The organism is Cellulosimicrobium sp. 4261 (assembly GCF_040546915.1).
Classification (GTDB): domain Bacteria; phylum Actinomycetota; class Actinomycetes; order Actinomycetales; family Cellulomonadaceae; genus Cellulosimicrobium; species Cellulosimicrobium cinnabarinum.
Genome location: NZ_JBEPOQ010000002.1, coordinates 15,868 through 32,749 on the forward strand (window position 1 = coordinate 15,868; position 16,882 = coordinate 32,749).

General features: G+C 74.3%; 16 protein-coding genes and 2 tRNA genes. 7 read left to right on the plus strand and 11 right to left on the minus strand.

Annotation, left to right across the window (positions count from 1 at the left end):
- Window positions 1-12 precede the first annotated feature (12 nt).
- A complete protein-coding gene (locus tag ABIE39_RS02350; protein ID WP_175009841.1) occupies window positions 13-840 on the minus strand; it encodes a metal-dependent hydrolase in 828 nt (275 codons plus the stop codon).
- 474 nt (window positions 841-1,314) lie between these two features.
- Between ABIE39_RS02350 and ABIE39_RS02355 the strand changes: the two genes are divergently transcribed.
- The 3 genes from ABIE39_RS02355 to ABIE39_RS02365 all read left to right on the plus strand — a co-directional run bounded on the left by ABIE39_RS02355 (window position 1,315) and on the right by ABIE39_RS02365 (window position 1,790).
- Window positions 1,315-1,446, plus strand: a complete 132-nt coding sequence (locus tag ABIE39_RS02355; protein WP_255318583.1) for a hypothetical protein — start codon at window positions 1,315-1,317, stop codon at window positions 1,444-1,446.
- 155 nt (window positions 1,447-1,601) lie between these two features.
- Window positions 1,602-1,673: transfer RNA gene (locus tag ABIE39_RS02360), tRNA-Arg, on the plus strand.
- A gap of 44 nt (window positions 1,674-1,717) precedes the next feature.
- Window positions 1,718-1,790: transfer RNA gene (locus tag ABIE39_RS02365), tRNA-Arg, on the plus strand.
- 14 nt (window positions 1,791-1,804) lie between these two features.
- Here ABIE39_RS02365 and ABIE39_RS02370 read toward each other — a convergent pair.
- The 3 genes from ABIE39_RS02370 to ABIE39_RS02380 form a co-directional block, all read right to left on the minus strand.
- Window positions 1,805-2,614, minus strand: a complete 810-nt coding sequence (locus ABIE39_RS02370; RefSeq protein WP_175009840.1) for a hypothetical protein — start codon at window positions 2,612-2,614, stop codon at window positions 1,805-1,807.
- A 151-nt stretch (window positions 2,615-2,765) separates the two neighbouring features.
- Window positions 2,766-4,361, minus strand: a complete 1,596-nt coding sequence (locus ABIE39_RS02375; RefSeq protein ID WP_354050263.1) for a sensor histidine kinase — start codon at window positions 4,359-4,361, stop codon at window positions 2,766-2,768.
- On the minus strand, window positions 4,354-5,124 hold the full coding sequence (locus tag ABIE39_RS02380; protein ID WP_074806958.1) for a response regulator transcription factor: 771 nt from the start codon (window positions 5,122-5,124) through the stop codon (window positions 4,354-4,356). Before ABIE39_RS02380 ends, ABIE39_RS02375 begins: the two co-directional genes overlap by 8 nt.
- A gap of 280 nt (window positions 5,125-5,404) precedes the next feature.
- Between ABIE39_RS02380 and ABIE39_RS02385 the strand changes: the two genes are divergently transcribed.
- The gene (locus tag ABIE39_RS02385) at window positions 5,405-6,850 is read left to right on the plus strand and encodes a ThuA domain-containing protein (RefSeq protein ID WP_354050265.1); all 1,446 of its coding nucleotides are present in this window, start codon (window positions 5,405-5,407) and stop codon (window positions 6,848-6,850) included.
- Window positions 6,851-6,947: 97 nt separating this feature from the next.
- Here ABIE39_RS02385 and ABIE39_RS02390 read toward each other — a convergent pair whose 3' ends face one another.
- The 5 genes from ABIE39_RS02390 to ABIE39_RS02410 form a co-directional block, all read right to left on the minus strand.
- Complete coding sequence (locus tag ABIE39_RS02390) at window positions 6,948-7,523, minus strand: CueP family metal-binding protein (protein WP_085387812.1); 576 nt, start codon at window positions 7,521-7,523, stop codon at window positions 6,948-6,950.
- A 110-nt stretch (window positions 7,524-7,633) separates the two neighbouring features.
- Window positions 7,634-8,683, minus strand: a complete 1,050-nt coding sequence (locus ABIE39_RS02395) for a phosphotriesterase family protein (protein ID WP_074806950.1) — start codon at window positions 8,681-8,683, stop codon at window positions 7,634-7,636.
- The gene (locus tag ABIE39_RS02400) at window positions 8,680-9,738 is read right to left on the minus strand and encodes a DMT family transporter (RefSeq protein ID WP_209829779.1); all 1,059 of its coding nucleotides are present in this window, start codon (window positions 9,736-9,738) and stop codon (window positions 8,680-8,682) included. The genes ABIE39_RS02395 and ABIE39_RS02400 overlap by 4 nt, the downstream gene beginning before the upstream one ends.
- Window positions 9,739-9,831: 93 nt before the next feature.
- On the minus strand, window positions 9,832-10,752 hold the full coding sequence (locus tag ABIE39_RS02405; protein WP_074806947.1) for a ribokinase: 921 nt from the start codon (window positions 10,750-10,752) through the stop codon (window positions 9,832-9,834).
- A complete protein-coding gene (locus tag ABIE39_RS02410; protein WP_175009835.1) occupies window positions 10,752-11,495 on the minus strand; it encodes a glutamine amidotransferase in 744 nt (247 codons plus the stop codon). The genes ABIE39_RS02405 and ABIE39_RS02410 overlap by 1 nt, the downstream gene beginning before the upstream one ends.
- Before the next feature lie 175 nt (window positions 11,496-11,670).
- Here ABIE39_RS02410 and ABIE39_RS02415 point away from each other — a divergent pair, with 175 nt between their 5' ends.
- Window positions 11,671-12,693 carry a substrate-binding domain-containing protein gene (locus tag ABIE39_RS02415; RefSeq protein ID WP_175009834.1) on the plus strand — a complete coding sequence of 341 codons (1,023 nt, stop codon included), beginning with the start codon at window positions 11,671-11,673 and terminating at the stop codon, window positions 12,691-12,693.
- A 36-nt stretch (window positions 12,694-12,729) separates the two neighbouring features.
- Here the strand turns inward: ABIE39_RS02415 and ABIE39_RS02420 are convergent, their stop codons facing one another.
- Complete coding sequence (locus ABIE39_RS02420; RefSeq protein WP_114553582.1) at window positions 12,730-14,070, minus strand: amino acid permease; 1,341 nt, start codon at window positions 14,068-14,070, stop codon at window positions 12,730-12,732.
- A 185-nt stretch (window positions 14,071-14,255) separates the two neighbouring features.
- Between ABIE39_RS02420 and ABIE39_RS02425 the strand changes: the two genes are divergently transcribed.
- A complete protein-coding gene (locus ABIE39_RS02425; protein ID WP_354050269.1) occupies window positions 14,256-15,302 on the plus strand; it encodes an NAD-dependent epimerase/dehydratase family protein in 1,047 nt (348 codons plus the stop codon).
- Window positions 15,299-16,639: a UDP-glucose dehydrogenase family protein gene (locus tag ABIE39_RS02430; RefSeq protein WP_354050271.1), complete on the plus strand. Its 1,341-nt coding sequence runs from the start codon at window positions 15,299-15,301 to the stop codon at window positions 16,637-16,639. The genes ABIE39_RS02425 and ABIE39_RS02430 overlap by 4 nt, the downstream gene beginning before the upstream one ends.
- Here ABIE39_RS02430 and ABIE39_RS02435 read toward each other — a convergent pair.
- Complete coding sequence (locus ABIE39_RS02435; RefSeq protein WP_043654002.1) at window positions 16,615-16,869, minus strand: DUF6480 family protein; 255 nt, start codon at window positions 16,867-16,869, stop codon at window positions 16,615-16,617. The two genes, ABIE39_RS02430 and ABIE39_RS02435, sit on opposite strands and share 25 nt — an antisense overlap.
- Window positions 16,870-16,882 lie beyond the last annotated feature (13 nt).

Consider the following 16,882-nt stretch of genomic DNA (forward strand, 5'->3'; position numbering starts at 1 on the left):
TCGCGGGACGGCTCAGGCGGCCCCGGACGCGAGGACCTGGATCGCGGCCACCACGCGCTCGTACGTCCCCAGGGTGTCGAAGCCCATCTGGTCGAGCGCAGCCCACACGAACCCGACCGTCGCGTACAGCCCGACGGCCGTCGCGAGGATCCACTCGCGCACCGACCCCGTGGAGCCGAGCAGGGGGAGGGCGAAGCTCCCGCTCGGGCGCCACACGTCGTCGACGACGAGCGAGCGCCGCACCCAGCGCGGCGAGCGGATCTTCACCGGCCAGAGCAGGGGAGCGCCGTTGGTCGTGAGCACGTCGCCGAGGATGTGGACCGTGACGCCGAGCCCCACCGCGACGGGCAGCCAGTTCCACTCCTCCGGGGAGAACAGGGCGACGAGCGCGGCGACGGTGAGCGACGTGACCCACGGCACGAGCCTGCCGCGCCGCGTGAGCTTGAGCGCTTTGAGTGCGAGCGCGACGAGGAGCACGGCGAGCAGCCCGCCGCCGACGTAGACCGTGCCGAAGCTCGCGGTCTCGACCGTGACGAGGCCCGCGAGCCAGGCGAGCGCGGTGAACACCGCGATGCCGAGGAACGAGTGCGTGCCCTGGCGGTGCCCGCCCGCGACCGTCTCGACGGCGTCGGACACCCACTCGCTCACGGGCGGCAGCGAGTGCGCGAACGTGCCGTTGTGGTGGTCGGCGTCGGGCAGGAGCGCGGCCCCGGCGCACACGACCGCACCCGTCATGACCCCGACCGACGACACGGGGTGCCAGCCGAGGGCGAACGGGGCCGTCGACGTCACGGCGATCCACGCCGCCGCCCCGGTCGCGGCGTGGTTGGCACCCATCATGGCGGCGCATCTCCTGTCGTCGGGCCCGCGCGCGGTTCGTCGGCGTCGGGAGGTCTGTCCGGAACGTCCGGAACCCTACCCGGTGCCGCCGACAGTCCCGGTCGGTCGCCCGGAAGGCCGAGAGTTTTCGCGTCGGCGAGGAGAAAAGTGTGCCAAGCGGCCTGACTTCAGCCTGGGTCGGTCGCCGGAGTCCGACCCGCCGAGCCCTGACGGGGGAGGCGAAGGCTGCGTCCTGCGCGGAGGGCGCACGGGGGGCGCACGGGGGGCGGGGTTGCGCGGAGAGCGGGCGAGCTCGTCTGCGGTGAGGAAAGGTCTGCAGGCGGGATATCCGGGTGGTGCGCGGGTCTCGGCCGGAGATTCTTGGACGAATTCGAGAAATGAGGTTGTGCGGTTCGGGAAAGGCGCGTACGGTCTACCTCGGTCGACGACATTCCGGTGCGTGGGCCACCCGACATGACCGAGAGGAGCAGTGCCGTGCGCGAACCCGTCCAGCAGGACCGGCGACGTCCCGTCCTGCCCTGCGAGCAGCCGCGCGTCGTGCTGCCCGTGGCGTATCTCAGCGTGTCCTCGTTCCTCGCCGGCGACTCCGGCGGTCCTGTCGTCTGACCACAGCGTCGTCACGACAGGCCGTCCCGGGACATCGCCGGGGCGGCCTTTTTCTTGTGCGGGAATGCGCCCTGGCCGGGTGCGTCTTTCGTGCTGCCATTCCAATTCTCCGCCGTCGGCGCGCATTTGTCGTGCGCCTCGCGGTGAAACGCACTGCCTTCGTGGTCCAACGGACACGACGCCGCTCTACGGAAGCGGAGACGGGGGTCCGACTCCCTCCGAGGGCACCTGGACGCCTCGCGTCCCGTCTGCTCGACGTTAAGGAGCACCAGCGCGCGTAGCTCAGCGGACAGAGCACCGGCTTCCGGAGCCGGGCGTCGGGGGTTCGAGTCCTCCCGTGCGCACCGAATACCCAGGCTCACCCGGCGGCTCCTGCGGAGCGCTGCGTGGAGAGCCGCCAACGCCGCACGGAGACGCTTCGGACGCTTCGTCCGAGGGCTGCGGCGGCTTCCTCGAGCGGGAGCTCGATCGCGATCGCGTCCTGATCGGGGGTCCAGGCCTTGCGCACGATCCCGTACCTGCTCTCGCGGCCCGGCTCTGGACGCCACGCGGCGACCGCTTCGGCCAGTCGGCGCTTGCGGCCGATGCACAGAGCGTCTGGCGAGTACCACGCCCAACGGGCGAGAGTGGCGGCGGCGACGTTCGCGACCATGATGTTCATGACGCCGTCACGGGTGTTGGGCTTGGCGCTCCTCCGAACGCCGCACACGTCCGCGATGACGGAGCAGAAGTACGCGGCAAGGGGCGGGCTCGCGGTGACCAGACTGATGAAGGGGGTCCCCGTCATCGTGAACCCCACTGACCCGTCACCGTCAAGGATTCCGCGCGTGTAGTCGGCTTCGGCGAACGGTGCAGGCGGCGGACCGATGGTCGAACTCTTGCGCCCCGGCGTCACACCGAGCGCAGCGAGCTCTCGCCGCGCGGTCTGGTCGAAGAACCCGAGCGTTGCGGACACGTGGTCCGAACTGAAGTTCGTCGTCCGGTGCCTGAGACGGACAGACGAGTAGCAAGGGAGCAGCGAGGAGATCCCCTCGAGCACGTCGCGGTCGCGCACAGCGAGTTCGAGAGTGATGCGGCCTTTGCGATCCGGGCTGCCGTCGTGACATCCGTCCGTCTGGAGCAGGCCGACGAGGTAGGCGATCTCCGGCCGTCGAGCATCCCAGAACATGCACAGAGCATTCCGGGAACCACCGACAGTGACAGCCGCGTGGAGCGTCCTTCGAGCGGGCTGCGCCGTGCCAAGCCGAGTGCGATCCAAGCCTGTGGTCTCTGTCGTGGGGCGGGCACGGCCTCCGGCGCGTCGTGGTAGCGCGGTGACATCAAGGGCGGTCGCGGGGGAGGCGGACCGCGACGGTGGTGCCGGTGGAGCCGGGTTCGTCCGCCGTCGCGGACGTCACGGTGATCGTGCCGCCGTGGGCGGTGACGATCGCGTCGACGATCGCGAGCCCGAGGCCGGTCGAGCCGCCGGTGCGGTTGCGGGCGTCGTCGCCGCGCGTGAAGCGGCGGAAGAGCGCCGGCCGCAGGGCTGCGGGGATGCCGGGGCCGTCGTCGGAGACGGCGAGCACGACGGCGTCGGCGTCCGTCGTGACCCGGACGTCCACGTGGGTGCCCGGCGGGGTGTGCCTGCGGGCGTTGGCGAGGAGGTTCGTCAGGACCTGGCGCAGGCTCGCCTCGTCGCCCGTCACCTCCAGGTCGACGGCGTCGTCCGGCAGGTCGTCCGGGTCCGGAGTGCCGGACGCCGGGTCGACGTCGAGGTCGCCCGCGCCGGGCAGGTCGAGCGCCCAGTCGTGGTCGGGGCCCGCGGCGTGCGCGTCGGTGACGGCGTCGACGGCGAGCGCCGCGAGGTCGACGGGCGCGCGGTCGAGGGGGCGGCCGGCGTCGAGCCGGGCGAGGAGCAGCAGGTCCTCGACGAGCCCGGTCATGCGGACCGCCTCGGCCTCGATGCGGTCGAGCGAGCGCGCGGTCGCGGGCGGCACGTCGTCGGGGGAGCGGCGCACGAGCTCCGCGTACCCGCGGATCGAGGCGAGCGGGGTGCGCAGCTCGTGGCTCGCGTCGGCGACGAACCGCCGCACCTGCGTCTCCGAGTCGTGGCGCGCCTGGAGCGAGGTCTCGACGTTCTCGAGCATGCGGTTGAGCGCGGCGCCCACCTGGCCGACCTCGGTGCGCTCGTCGGTGAGGTCGTCCGGGACACGGGGGATGGCCCCGATCTCGCCCTGCGCGAGCTCGAGCTCGGAGACGCGGCCCGCGGCGGCGGCGACGTCGTCGAGCGGGCGCAGCGAGCGCCGCACGAGCCATGTGCCGAGGAGCACGGCCGCGAGGACCCCGGCGGCGCCGAGCGCGGCCTCGACGAGCAGGTACCTCTCGACGGTCGCGTCGACCTGGGCCGTGCTCGACGCGACGACGACGGGCTGCCCGTCCGCGGTGGTGCGGTGCACGGCGCGGAACGACCCGAGGTCGGGGAGGTCGACGTCGTGCGCGGCGCCGTCGGTCGGGACGTCCTCGAGCGCCGCGACCTGGGTGTCGTCGAGCGTCACGCGCTGGAGGCCGGGCGTGACGTACTCCGCGAGCACGAGCTCGCCGCCGTCGTACCGGAGCACGGCGCTGCCGGGGCCCGTGCCCGGGGGGAAGCGCGACGGGTCGTCGGGCCCGCCGGGTTCCGGCGCGGACGCGTCGCCGGTACCGTCCGGGGGCTGCGCGGGGCCGTCTCCGCGGGCGAGCCGGTCGCTCGCCTGGCGCAGCTCGTGGTCGACCTGGGCGACGAGCTGGGTGCGCAGCGCGATGGCGGACGCGACGGCGAGCCCGACGGTGACGAGCAGGACGACGGCCGCGAGCACGAGCACGAGGCGTTGGCGCAGGGCGGTGGGTCGACGCTCCGGCCCTGTGGCCGCCGGCCCGGTGGGGCCCAGGTCAGGCACGGGCGCTCTCCGCGTCGGGGGCGGGCTTGAGCACGTACCCGACGCCGCGCAGCGTGTGGATCATCGGGGCGCGCCCCTTGTCGATCTTGCGGCGCAGGTAGGAGATGTAGAGCTCGACGATGTTGGCCTGGCCCCCGAAGTCGTAGTTCCAGACGCGGTCGAGGATCTGCGCCTTGGACAGCACGCGGCGCGGGTTGCGCATGAGGTACCGCAGGAGCTCGAACTCGGTCGCGGTGAGCCGGACCTCCTCGCCCCCGCGGCGCACCTCGTGCGCGTCCTCGTCGAGCTCGAGGTCGCCGACGACGAGCACGGAGTCCTCGCGTCGGGCGTTCGCACCGCCGCGGCGCAGCAGCCCGCGCAGCCGGGCGACGACCTCCTCGAGGCTGAACGGCTTGGTCACGTAGTCGTCGCCGCCCGCGGTGAGCCCGGCGACGCGGTCCTCGACGGCGTCGCGCGCGGTGAGGAACAGCACGGGCACGTCGGGGTCGCGCTCGCGCAGGCGGCGCAGGACGGTGAGCCCGTCCATGTCGGGGAGCATGACGTCGAGCACGACGACGTCCGGCCCGGTCTCCCGCGCGGTGCGGATCGCGCCGTGCCCGTCGAGCGCGGTGGAGACGTCCCAGCCCTCGTACCGCAGCGCCGAGGTGAGCAGCTCGGCGAGGTTCGGCTCGTCGTCGACCACGAGCACGCGGACGGGGGAGCCGTCCGGGCGCGTGAGGCGCGGCTGGTCCGGGCGGCCGACGGGGGCGGTGGCTGCGGTCATGGCTCCAGGGTCGCGCGCGACGCGGAGGCGTGCCTGTGGTGACCCTGTGCGCTCGCTGTGCCCCGAGGCCGTGCCGGTCGACGCGCGGTCGCCCGACGAGGGGTGGGTGAGAAACCGTGTCCGCGAGTCGTTGAAACCTTGACTTTTGTGCACCTGCCGTCAAAACTCGCTGCATCGGCAGCAGCCGACGTCCACGCACGCAGGAGTGCGCGCGTCGCCCCGTGGGGTCGCCGTCGGCGACCCTCCGGCTCGCGCTCTCGACGACGAGGGAGAAGCACGCATGGATTTGTTCAGCGGCATGACGTTCCGGCGGGCGGTGGCTGCGGCTGCCGCGCTGCCGCTCGTGGGCGGTGCCACGCTCATGACCGCGGGCCCGGCGGCCGCCGACGACGAGGACTACAAGATCCTCGTCGTCGGTGAGACGCTCGGCTTCCGCCACTCGCACATCGACGACACCACGCGTGCGCTCATCGAGCTCGGCGCCGACAACGGCTTCACGGTCGACGTGTGGGACCCGCCGAACAGCTCGGCGGGGTGGTGGGGCAGCGGCTCGCCCGGCCAGCCCGACCTGACGATGGACTCCTCGCCGTTCACGAGCGCCGAGGACCTCGCGCAGTACGCGACCATCGTCTTCGCGTCGCCCGTCGACAACACGAACTCCCTCAACCCGGCCACGCCGCGCCTCCTGGACGACGCCGAGCTCGCCGCGTTCCAGGGCTACATCCGGGGCGGCGGCGGGTTCGTGGGCCTGCACGCGGCGACGGACACGATGCACACCGTGCCCTGGTACAGCCAGCTCACGGGCGGCGGCGCGCGGTTCGTCAGTCACCCGCAGCAGCAGACGGCGACGATGCGCGTCGAGAGCCCGGGGCACCCCTCGACGGCGCACCTGCCCGCCGTGTGGGAGCGGTTCGACGAGTGGTACAACTACACGACCAACCCGCGCGAGGACGTCCACGTCCTCATCACGCTCGACGAGTCGACGTACAACCCGGGCAACAACGCGATGGGCGAGGACCACCCGATCGCGTGGTGCCAGAACTTCGAGGGCGGTCGCTCCTGGTACGAGGGCGCCGGGCACACCGACGCCTCGTGGACCGACCCGCTGTTCCTCGAGCACGTCCTCAAGGGCGTCGAGTGGACCGCGGGCGTCGTCGAGGGCGGCGGCAACTGCGTCACGTTCGGCGAGGTGGACGAGCTCGTGGCGGGCCTGAACACCTCTGCGGTGGGCGACGGCGTCATCGCCGGCGCGATCTCGTCGCTGCTCGGCAGCGCGCGCACCGCGGCCGACGCGGACGACCCCGCGACGGCCGTGCAGGTGCTCGGCGGCGCGCGCTCGCTCGTCGACCACCTGTCGGCGGCGGCGGGCGACCGCGCGCTGCTCGGCACGAAGATCGACGACCTCGTCGACTGGCAGTCCGCGCTGGTCGACGACGGCCCCGCGCTCGACCTCTCGGCCGAGGCCGAGCTGCGCACCATGGGCGGCAAGCAGTACCTCGCCGTCCGAGTGGTCAACCAGGACGACACGGCCGTGGACCTCACGGTCACCACGCCGTACGGGACCAAGGAGTTCGCGGCCGTCGCGCCGACCAAGAACGCCTACCAGGCCTTCGCGACGCGCCTCGTCGAGGTGCCCGCGGGGCAGGTGACGGTCACCGCCACCGCCGAGCGCGACGGCGAGACGGTCACCGAGGAGCTCGTGGTCGACTTCGCCGGTACGGCCTGACACCTCCCCGGCACAGCACGCACGACGCCCGTCGCACCTCCGTGCGGCGGGCGTCGTGCGTGCTCCGGCGGATACACCGCCGGGCGTCCGCGGCTCGTCAGGCGAGCTGGAGCGTCGTGAGGCAGGTCGGGTCGTCGTCGCGCGTCGAGACGGTCGTGGTGCCGACCCGGCCGTCGTGCTCGACGCGCAGCTCCGCGTCGACGTCGCGCGGGAGCCAGTAGCCGACGAAGCCGTTGGCGCCGAGCGTCGTGTCCTCCTCGACGAGCACGTCGCCGGTGGCCGCATCGACCACGGTCACGGAGACCGGCTCGCCCGCGAGCTCGCCCTGGCACGTGGTGAGCGAGTGGTAGAAGCACTCGTGCGTCTCGTCGACGAAGGGCGCCACGGAGAGGTAGAACGTGTCCTCGGGCAGCGGGACCGTGGTCTCGTACGACTCGTCGGCGAGCACGAGCTCCGCCGCGCGGACGGAGGCCACGAGGTCGGTCGGCCGGTCGGCCGTCTCGAGCCCTTCGAGCCGGTCGACGACCTCCTGGCCGCTGAGCCCCGCGAGGTCGTGCCGGTCGAGCAGCGCGTCCAGCGCGGACGGCTCGGGAGACCCGCCGGAGCAGCCGGCGAGCACGAGGGCGGTCGCGGCCACGGCGGCCACGAGGGTCGGGAGGGCACGTCGTCTCATGCGCCGATCCTCTCAGAGCGCGACGCCGCGACCAGGGCCGGAGGTCCCGGGTGCGCCGACGGCCGGGACCCTGGCGGGCCCCGGCCGTGCGGGTGGCGGACGGCGTCGCGTCACGCGGTGAGCATCGCCACCGGGTTGTCGTGCGTGAGGCGCGCGAGCACGTCGCGCGGCACGCCGCGCGCCGCGAGCATCTCGGTGAACACCGTCGGGACGTAGGCGAACCCGTTGCCGCCGTGCTGCACCCACATCTGCTTGAGGAACACGTCGTGGCTGAGCAGCACCTGGCCCGCGTGACCGGCCTCGACGAGGCGCTGCACCGCGGTCGCGGTCGTGTGCGGGTCGGGGGACACCCCCTCCTTCGGGAAGGTGATGTCCATGCCGACCATGTCGAACTCGAGCCAGACGCCGCGCTCGGCCACGGACCGCTGGTAGTCCGGGTCGTCGGCGGACGGGTCCATGTGGCACAGCACGACCTTCTCGGGGCGCACGCCCACCTCGTCGAGCACGAGGTCGAGCACCTCGTGCGCGCGGCGCTGCCACCCGGGGAGGTGCACCTGGAGCGCGACGTGCGGGTGCTCGCGCTGGGCGAGGGCCGCCGCGCGCAGCGACGCGGCCTCGCCCGCGGTGAACGACGGCGAGACGCCGATCTCGCCGATGATGCCGGGACGCACGCCCGTCCCGCCGATCCCGTCGGCGAGCTCCGCGACGATCGCGGACGCCTGGGCGTCCACGGCCGCGGCGGCGATGCGGTCGCCCTCGAACTTCTCGAGGTACGCGCCGCAGCCCGCGACCACGTGCAGCCCGGTGCGGCGCGCGACCTCCGCGAGGCGCTCGGGGTTGCGCCCGATCGCGGCGCTCGACGTCGCGTCGACGATCGTGCGCCCGCCCAGGGCGGCGAAGCTCTCGAGCTCCGCCGCGACCGCGGCGACCGGCTTGTCGGCGATGTTGTCCGCGCAGCAGTACGGGTCCTGGCGCAGCGCCCAGGCGACCGACGCGGAGACCGGCGCCTCGACGACCGCCTCGGAGAAGCGGTAGCTCGGCGGGTCGAGCACCCCGGACAGGTCGTTGAAGAGGTGCTCGTGGGGGAGCGTGAGGCCGAGGTCCGCGGCCGCGGCACGGCCGGTGACCGTCTGGACGTGACCGGCGGGGGTGACGCTCATCGCGCGCTCGTCTCGCCGGCCTCGCCGCCCGCGACCGCCGCCGCGACGCCCGCGTCGGGTCCGTCGGGGCCGGTGGCGTCCGGGCCGTCGGCGTGCGCCGCCTTGCCGGACGGGATCATCCCGATCCCGGCGGCGACGAGCGCGATGACCGTGCCGATGACGGTCGCGACGTGCACGGTGTGGCCGAGCGCCGGGATCGCGGCGTCGAGGACGAGCGAGCCGACGAGCTGGCCCGCGACCGAGGCGAGGCCGAGAAGGAGCAGCCCGAGGCCGCGCACGAGGAGCGCCATGAGCGCGATCGACAGCAGGCCGAGCGGGCCGCCCAGGTACATCCACCACTCGCTCGGGAGCTGGAAGTCGACGCCGCCCACCGCCGCGCGCACCAGGTAGGCGATCAGCAGGGCGGTGAAGCCGACGAGGAAGTTCCAGCCGATCGAGACGAGCATCGACCCGGTGACGTCGGCGACGGCCGCGTTCCCGGCGGGCTGCCAGCCCGCGAGCAGACCGCCCACGAACGGCATGATCGCGAGCACGATCGTGTGCGGCACGGAGAAGCTCGGGGAGATGACGACGACGGTCGCCGCGATGGCGAGCGCCGCGCCGAGGAGGCGCGTCGTGGTGAGCGGCTGCTTGACCGACGCCGTGACGCCGAGGCGGTCGCAGATGACGCCCGAGATGACGAGGCCCGAGATGAGCGAGATCTGGAACGTCGCGACGCCGAGGACGCCGACCGTGACGCCCTCGGACAGGACGATGACGGCGCCGCACAGGCCCGCGAGGTAGTTCCACCACGGGATGGTGCGCGAGCGGATCAGGCCGGGGATCGCGAGCGCCTCGCGTCGGGTCGCAGGACGCGCGAACACGACGACGAACATGAGGACCAGGCCGGTCCCGAACGAGATGAGGGCGGCGGCGTGCCCGTCGCCGATCGTCTTGCCCAGCTGGCCGTTGACGGCCGCCTGCATGGGACCGAGGGCCCCCGCGAGGACGGTCGCGACGACGAGCAGGGCGGTCGCGGTGTCCTTGACCCTGCTGCGGCGGGCTGACGAGCTCACAGCACCTCCCTGAGTGCCGGACGGGGAACCGGTGGTCGCCGGCGTGGTGTGCTTCATTGCGTGACCGTGCCTTCCTCCGACGGTACGTCGGACTTAGCTGTGGAGCGGAATCCTGGTGCCCTCGGGGGCCAGGTCGGTGGCGCGCGGCAGGGAGTCGACGGCGCCGTGGCGGGTGGTGGTGGAGGCGGCGACGCGCGCCGCCCAGCGGGCGGACTCGACGAGGTCGCCGCCGTGGAGGAGGCCGTCCGCGAGCGCCGCGCAGAACGAGTCGCCGGCGGCGGTCGTGTCGACGGCGTCGACGCGCTCCGCCGGGACGGTGACGGGTGCGCCTCCTGCGGGGACGACGAGCGCGCCGTCGGCCCCGAGGGTGACGACGACGTCCCCGGGGTGGTCGAGCGCGCGCACCATGGCGAGCACGGCGTCGGTGCCGACGGGCTCGTCGCGCGCGCCGACGAGGGTCGCGAGCTCGAACCGGTTGGGCACGAGCACGCGGAACGCGGCGCGCACGTGGGCGGGCAGCGGCACGGCGGGCGCCGGGTTGAGCACGGTGGTCCCCGTCGCGGTGGCGGCGACGGCGCGCAGGGCGCCGAGCGGCGTCTCGCACTGGCACAGGACGGCTGCCGCGTCGCGCACGAGGTCGGCGCGCTCGGTGACGAACGCCTCGTCGACGACGGCGTTCGCGCCGGGCTCGATGACGATCGTCGACTCGGGCTGCTCCCACAGCACGACGGCGACCCCGGTGGGGCGGTCCGCCGTCGCGAGGCCGTCGAGGACGAGGCCCTCGACGGCGAGGCGGCGGCGGATCGCGCGGCCGTCGTCGTCGTCCCCGACGGCGCCGACCATGGCGACGCGGCGGCCGAGTCGGGCGGCGGCGACCGCCTGGTTGGCGCCCTTGCCGCCGGGGGAGCGGACGAGGCCCGTCGCGGAGACGGTCTCGCCCGAGCGGGGCAGGCGGTCGACGGTCAGCCTGAGGTCCATGTTCAGGCTGCCGACGACCACTACCTCGGGCGTCATCAGCCCGCGAGCCAGGTGACGGCCTGGCCGAACAGCGGGCCGTAGCCGGCCCAGTCCATGAACTCGCGCGGGGCCCAGTGCGGGGAGATGTCGGAGGCGAACGCGAGCGTGCGCCCCTCGCCCTCGGTCCGGACGGCGACGAGCGGACGGTCCTCGATGGTGGCGAGGACGGTCGCGTCGGTCTTGGCGGTGAGGCGCTGGTAGCCGAGGAGGATCGGCCACTCGCGGTCGAGGCCGGCGGTGACGGGGTGCTCGACGTCGGTCAGGGTGCCGCCGATGCCCTCCGGGGTCTCCTCGCGGTCGTCGTACGGGAGGATGTCGACGGGCAGGACGGCCTCGACGGCGGTGCCGTGGTAGTTCGCCTTGGCCTGGAAGCCCTGGAAGCTGAGGTACCCGCCGGCCATCATGAGGCCGCCGCCGCGGCGGACCCACTCGGCGAGGAGCTTGAGCCGGTTCGGGAACGGGCGTCCCTGGGAGAACACGACCGGGGGCAGCAGGAGCGAGTTGGCGCCGATGTCGGACAGGATCACGACGTCGTAGGCGTCGAGCTCGTCGAGCGTGGAGGGGAAGTCCTCGGCGACGAGGTGCGAGGGCAGGTGCGTGACCTCGTGGCCCTCGGCGGCCAGCGCCTCGAGCAGGCGCGCGCACCCGATCTCGAGCTGGGCGTGGGGGAACGCGTCGTACCCCTTGTAGTCGGTGGTCGCGTTGATCCACGACTCCCCGGCGAGCAGAACCCGGCTCATCCCGGCCTCCTTGCGATCAGGTCGCGCGGCGACGTCCTCGACGACTTTGCGCAACGTTGTGTAGCGTTGCGCAAGACCGTAGGGGGCGAGCGGCGCGGCTGTCAACACCGTGCGCGGCCCGACGCTCCCGGTAGAGTGCAAGGGATCTGGGGGACCGCCCCGAGGAAGGGGAGCCATGACGCTCACGCGTGTTGCGCAACGTGCCGGCGTGTCGGCCTCGACGGCGTCGCGCTACCTGCGCGGGCAGCTCAACGTCCAGCCGGAGACGGCGGCGCGGATCGACGCCGCGGTCCGCGAGGTCGGGTACGTCGTGCCCGCACCCGGTCCCGCCCCGCGCGAGGACGAGCGCCGCACCGGGGTGGTCGCGCTCGTCGTGCCCGACTTCGTCAACCCCTTCTTCACCGCCCTCGCCGAGGAGGTTGCGCGCCTCGCGGGCGACCGCCGCGTCCCGCTCGTCGTCGCGCTGTCGACGCGGCACGGCGACGCCGAGTCCGGCCTCGGCCAGCTCCTCGCGAGCGACGGCTCGCTCGACGGCATCGTCTACGTGGGGATGTCCCGGACCGACGACCGGCTCGCGCGCGCCGTCGCGGACGGCCTGCCCGTCGTCGTCATCGACGAGGAGGTCGACCTCGACCTGCCCGTCGAGACGATCACCGTCGACAACTACGGTGGCGCCTACCAGGCCACGAGCTACCTCGTGCAGCAGGGGCACCGGCGCATCGCCCACGTCGCCGGGCCCGCGGAGCTGTCCACGACCCAGGACCGCCTGCGCGGGTACGTCGACGCGATGCACGACGCCGGCCTCGACGTCGACCCGGACCTCGTGCGCCACGGCCCGTACACCGAGCAGTTCGGCGCCTCGACGTTCCCCTACCTCACGCGGCCCGGGAGCGCGCCGACGGCCGTCTTCGTCGGCAGCGACATCGTCGCCGTCGGGATGCTGGGTGCGGCCGAGCTGCACGGCATCTCCATCCCCGAGGACCTCTCGGTCGTCGGGTGCGACGGCATCCGCGTCGGCCAGTGGCTGCGGCCCAAGCTCACGACGCTCGAGCAGCCCGTCGCGGCGCTGGCGCTCGCCGCGATGGACGCGATCGAGCGCTCGATGACCGGCACCCGCCCCGCGGACCCGCCCGCGCGCACCGTGCTGCCGCTGCACCTCGTCGTGCGCGGCTCGGTCGCCCGGCCCGCGGACGCGTAGCGCGGCGGCTCGCGCGCCGACGGTCGCGAGCGGGAGCTACGCCGGGCGCGCGTCCGCGGCCCGGCGTGTCCAGCGCATCACGACGTACAGCGCCGCGCCGACGGCGAGCAGGATCCCCGCGCGCAGCCACGTCACGGCGTCCTGCTGCGTGAGGAGCAGGACGCACGACGCCACGCCCAGCACCGGCACGACCGTCGCGACACGGAAGTGCGGGGCGTCGACGGGGTCGCGCCGCAGCACGAGGACCGCGACGTTCGTCGAGGCGAACACGAGCAGCAGGAGCAGCACGACGGTCTCGGCGAGGCCCGCGACGTCGCCCGTGAACACGAGCCCCATCGCGACCACGGTCGTCACGACGATCGCGACCCACGGCGTGCGGCGGCGGGGGAGCACGCGCCCGAGCGTGGCCGGGAGCAGGCCCTGCTCGGCCATGCCGTACGCGAGCCGGCTCGCCATGATCATCGTGAGCAGCGCCCCGTTCGCGACGGCGATCAGCGCGACGAGCGAGAACACCCACGCAGGCACCGAGCCCTCGGCGTCGACGACCTCGAGCAGCGGACCGGTCGAGCCGGCGAGCGTCTCGGGGTCCACGACCGCGACCGCGGCGACGCCCACCGCGACGTACACGACGCCCGCCGTGACGAGCGCGCCGAACAGGGCGCGCGGGTAGGTGCGGCGCACGTCGCGCACCTCCTCGGCGAGGTTGGCCGACGTCTCGAACCCGACGAACGAGTAGTACGCGAGGATGGCGGCCGCGAGGACGGCGAGCGCCGGCGTCGTGCCCTCCGCGAACTGCGTGACGCGGCCCGGCGACCCCTCGCCGCGCCCCAGCACGACGGCGGCGAGCACGACGACGAGCACGAGCCCGGACAGCTCGATCGCGGTCATCGCGACGTTGGCGCGCAGCGACTCCTTGATGCCGCGCGCGTTGAGCGCCGCGACGACGGCGAGGAAGAGCACGGCCACGAGCCGGTCGGGCGCGTCGACGAACGTCGCGAAGTAGTCGCCGGCGAAGGCCAGGGAGAGGCCCGCGGCGCTCGTCACGCCCGCGGCGAGCATGGAGAACCCGACGAGGAACGACACGAGCGGGCTGCGGAACGCGCGGTCCGCGAACACGGCCGCGCCGCCCGCCTGCGGGTACTTCGTCACGAGCTCGGCGTACGACCCGGCGGTCAGCAGGGCGAGGCCGAGGGCGACGAGGAGCGGCAGCCAGACGGCGCCGCCCACCTCGCCGGCCATCTCGCCGACGAGCGCGTAGACGCCCGCGCCGAGCACGTCGCCGAGGATGAAGAGGTACAGGAGCCGTCCCCCGACCGAGCGGGACAGCTTCGTGTCCGGGTCGGTGGCCTGCTGCTGGGGTGCGGTCGGTGCGCTCATCGCGTCACCGTGCCACGACCCCGGGTCGCTCGCGCCGCGGGCCACCGTGCGAGCCCGCAGGAGGCGTGTGAGCGTGAGGTCTCCGGGTCCAGCCACGAGCCCGTCCGCACGAGCGCGACCGGCGGGACGGATCTGACGGATCGTCCCCGCGTGCCTGCGTCGCGCTCCGTCGCGAGGAGACGAGCATGAGCGACACCCCGGAGACTCCGAGCGCGGCCCGCACCGTGCGGCGCGCGGTCGTGCTGGGCGGTGCCGGCTTCGTGGGCAGTCACGTGTGCGAGGCGCTGGTGGGCCAGGGCGTCGAGGTCGTGTGCGTCGACGACCTGTCGACCGGTCAGTTGCGCAACCTCGACGCGCTGCGCGACGACGCGCGGTTCCGGTTCGTCGAGGGCGACGTCAGCGCCGGGATCGAGGTGCCCGACCCCGAACGGGTCGACCTCGTGCTGCACCTCGCGTCGCCCGCCTCGCCCGTGGACTACCTCCGGCTCCCGCTCGAGACCCTGCTCGTGGGGTCGGCGGGGACGCGTCACGGCCTCGAGCTGGCCGACCGGGCCGGGGCGCGGTTCGTGCTCGCCTCCACGTCCGAGGTCTACGGCGACCCGGAGGTCCACCCCCAGCGCGAGGACTACTGGGGCCACGTGAACCCCGTCGGCCCGCGCAGCGTCTACGACGAGTCCAAGCGGTTCGCGGAGGCGACCGCCGCCGCGTACCGGCGCAGCCGGGGCGTGGACACGGGGATCGTGCGGATCTTCAACACGTACGGGCCGCGGATGCGCGGGCACGACGGCCGCATGGTCCCGACGTTCGTCCGGCAGGCGCTCGCGGGGGAGCCGCTGACCGTCGCGGGCGACGGGTCGCAGACCCGGTCGGTGTGCTTCGTGGACGACCTCGTCGAGGGCATCCTCGCGTTCGCGCGCACCGACCACCCCGGCCCCGTGAACCTCGGCGACCCGACGGAGCTCACGGTCGAGCGCGTCGCGCGCGACGTGCTCGCGGCGACGGGGAGCGACGCCCGGATCGTGCACGTCGACCTGCCCGAGGACGACCCGCGCCGTCGTCGGCCGGACACGAGCCTCGCGGAGCGCACCCTCGGCTGGCGGGCCCGCACGCCGTGGACCGAGGGCCTCGCCCGGACGGTCGAGTGGTTCCGCACCGACGGTGGCGGCGAGACGCCCGTCGCCGTCGGGGTGGCGCGCGGCGCCGCCGCGGACGAGGGAGCAGACCCGGCATGAAGGTCTCCGTGCACGGCTGCGGCTACCTCGGCGCGGTCCACGCGGCGGCCCTCGCGCGCCTGGGGCACGAGGTGGTCGGCATCGACGTCGACCCGGCCCGCGTCGCGGCGCTCGCGGAGGGTCGGGCCCCGTTCTTCGAGCCGGGTCTCGCCGCGCTCCTCGCCGACCCGGGCGGGGCGGGGTCGCTCACGTTCTCGACCGACGTCGCGCACGCGGGCGTCGCCGACGTCCACTTCCTGTGCGTCGGGACGCCGCAGTCGGCGGGCAGCGGCGTCGCGGACCTGCAGCAGCTCGAGGCCGCGCTCGCGGCGCTGCGCCCGCACCTGCGCCCGGGGTCGGTGGTGGTCGGCAAGTCGACCGTCCCCGTCGGCACGGCCGCCCGGCTCGCGACAGACCTGCCCGACGGCGTCCGGCTGGCCTGGAACCCCGAGTTCCTGCGCGAGGGGCACGCGGTCGCGGACACGCTGCACCCGGACCGGCTCGTCTACGGCGTGCCCGACGACGGCGACGCGCTCGCCGAGCGTCTCGACGCCGTCTACGCGCGGCTGCTCGACGACGGCGTGCCCCGCCTCGTGACCGACCTCGCGACCGCGGAGCTCGCGAAGGTGGCCGCCAACGCGTTCCTCGCGACGAAGATCTCGTTCGCCAACGCGGTCGCGGAGGTGTGCGAGGCCGCGGGCGGCGACGCGGTCGCGCTCGTCGGCACCATGGCGCTCGACCGCCGGATCGGCGGCGAGTACCTCGGCGTGGGCCTGGGGTTCGGGGGCGGGTGCCTGCCCAAGGACATCCGCGCGTTCGCGGCCCGGGCGCGCGAGCTCGGCGTCGGCCCGGCGGTGTCGTTCCTCGCCGAGGTCGACGCCATCAACGACCGCTGCCGGGAGCGCGCCGTCGCGCTCGCGCGCACCGCGTGCGGCGGCTCCCTCGCGGCGCGACGCGTGGCGGTGCTCGGCGCCGCGTTCAAGCCGGACAGCGACGACGTGCGCAGCTCGCCCGCCCTCGCGCTGGCCCGGGCGGTCGCCGCGGAGGGGGCCGACGTCGTCGTCACGGACCCGCAGGCGCTCGCGCTCGCGCAGGCGGCCGCCCCCGAGCTCGGGTACGCGGCGGACGCGCGCGAGGCGGCGACCGGCGCCGACGTCGTGGTCCTCGCGACCGAGTGGGACGAGTACCGCGACCTCGACCCCGGCGCCCTGGCCCGCGTGGTGCGGGCGCGGCGCCTCGTGGACGCGCGCAACGCCGTCGACGGCGCGCGGTGGCGCGCGGCCGGGTGGGACGTGCGCTCGCTCGGGGTCGCCGCGCCGCGCGCGGCACGACCTCAGTCGAGCAGCCCCACGGCGTAGCCCACGAAGAACAGGGCCGTCACGACGGCGACCACGCCGACGACCCCGATCCAGACCCACGGCACGGCCCGGTGCGGGCCGTGCTCCTCGTGGCCCTGCGGCGCGCTCACCTGGTCCTCCGCGGGCGGGGTCTCGCCGGGCTGCACGTCACCGCTCGCCGAGAAGTCGGCCGCGGACGAGCGGTGCGAGGCGTCCAGCGGGTCGGGGTCGGGGGAGGCGGGTCCGGTCATGGTGCGGTCCTTC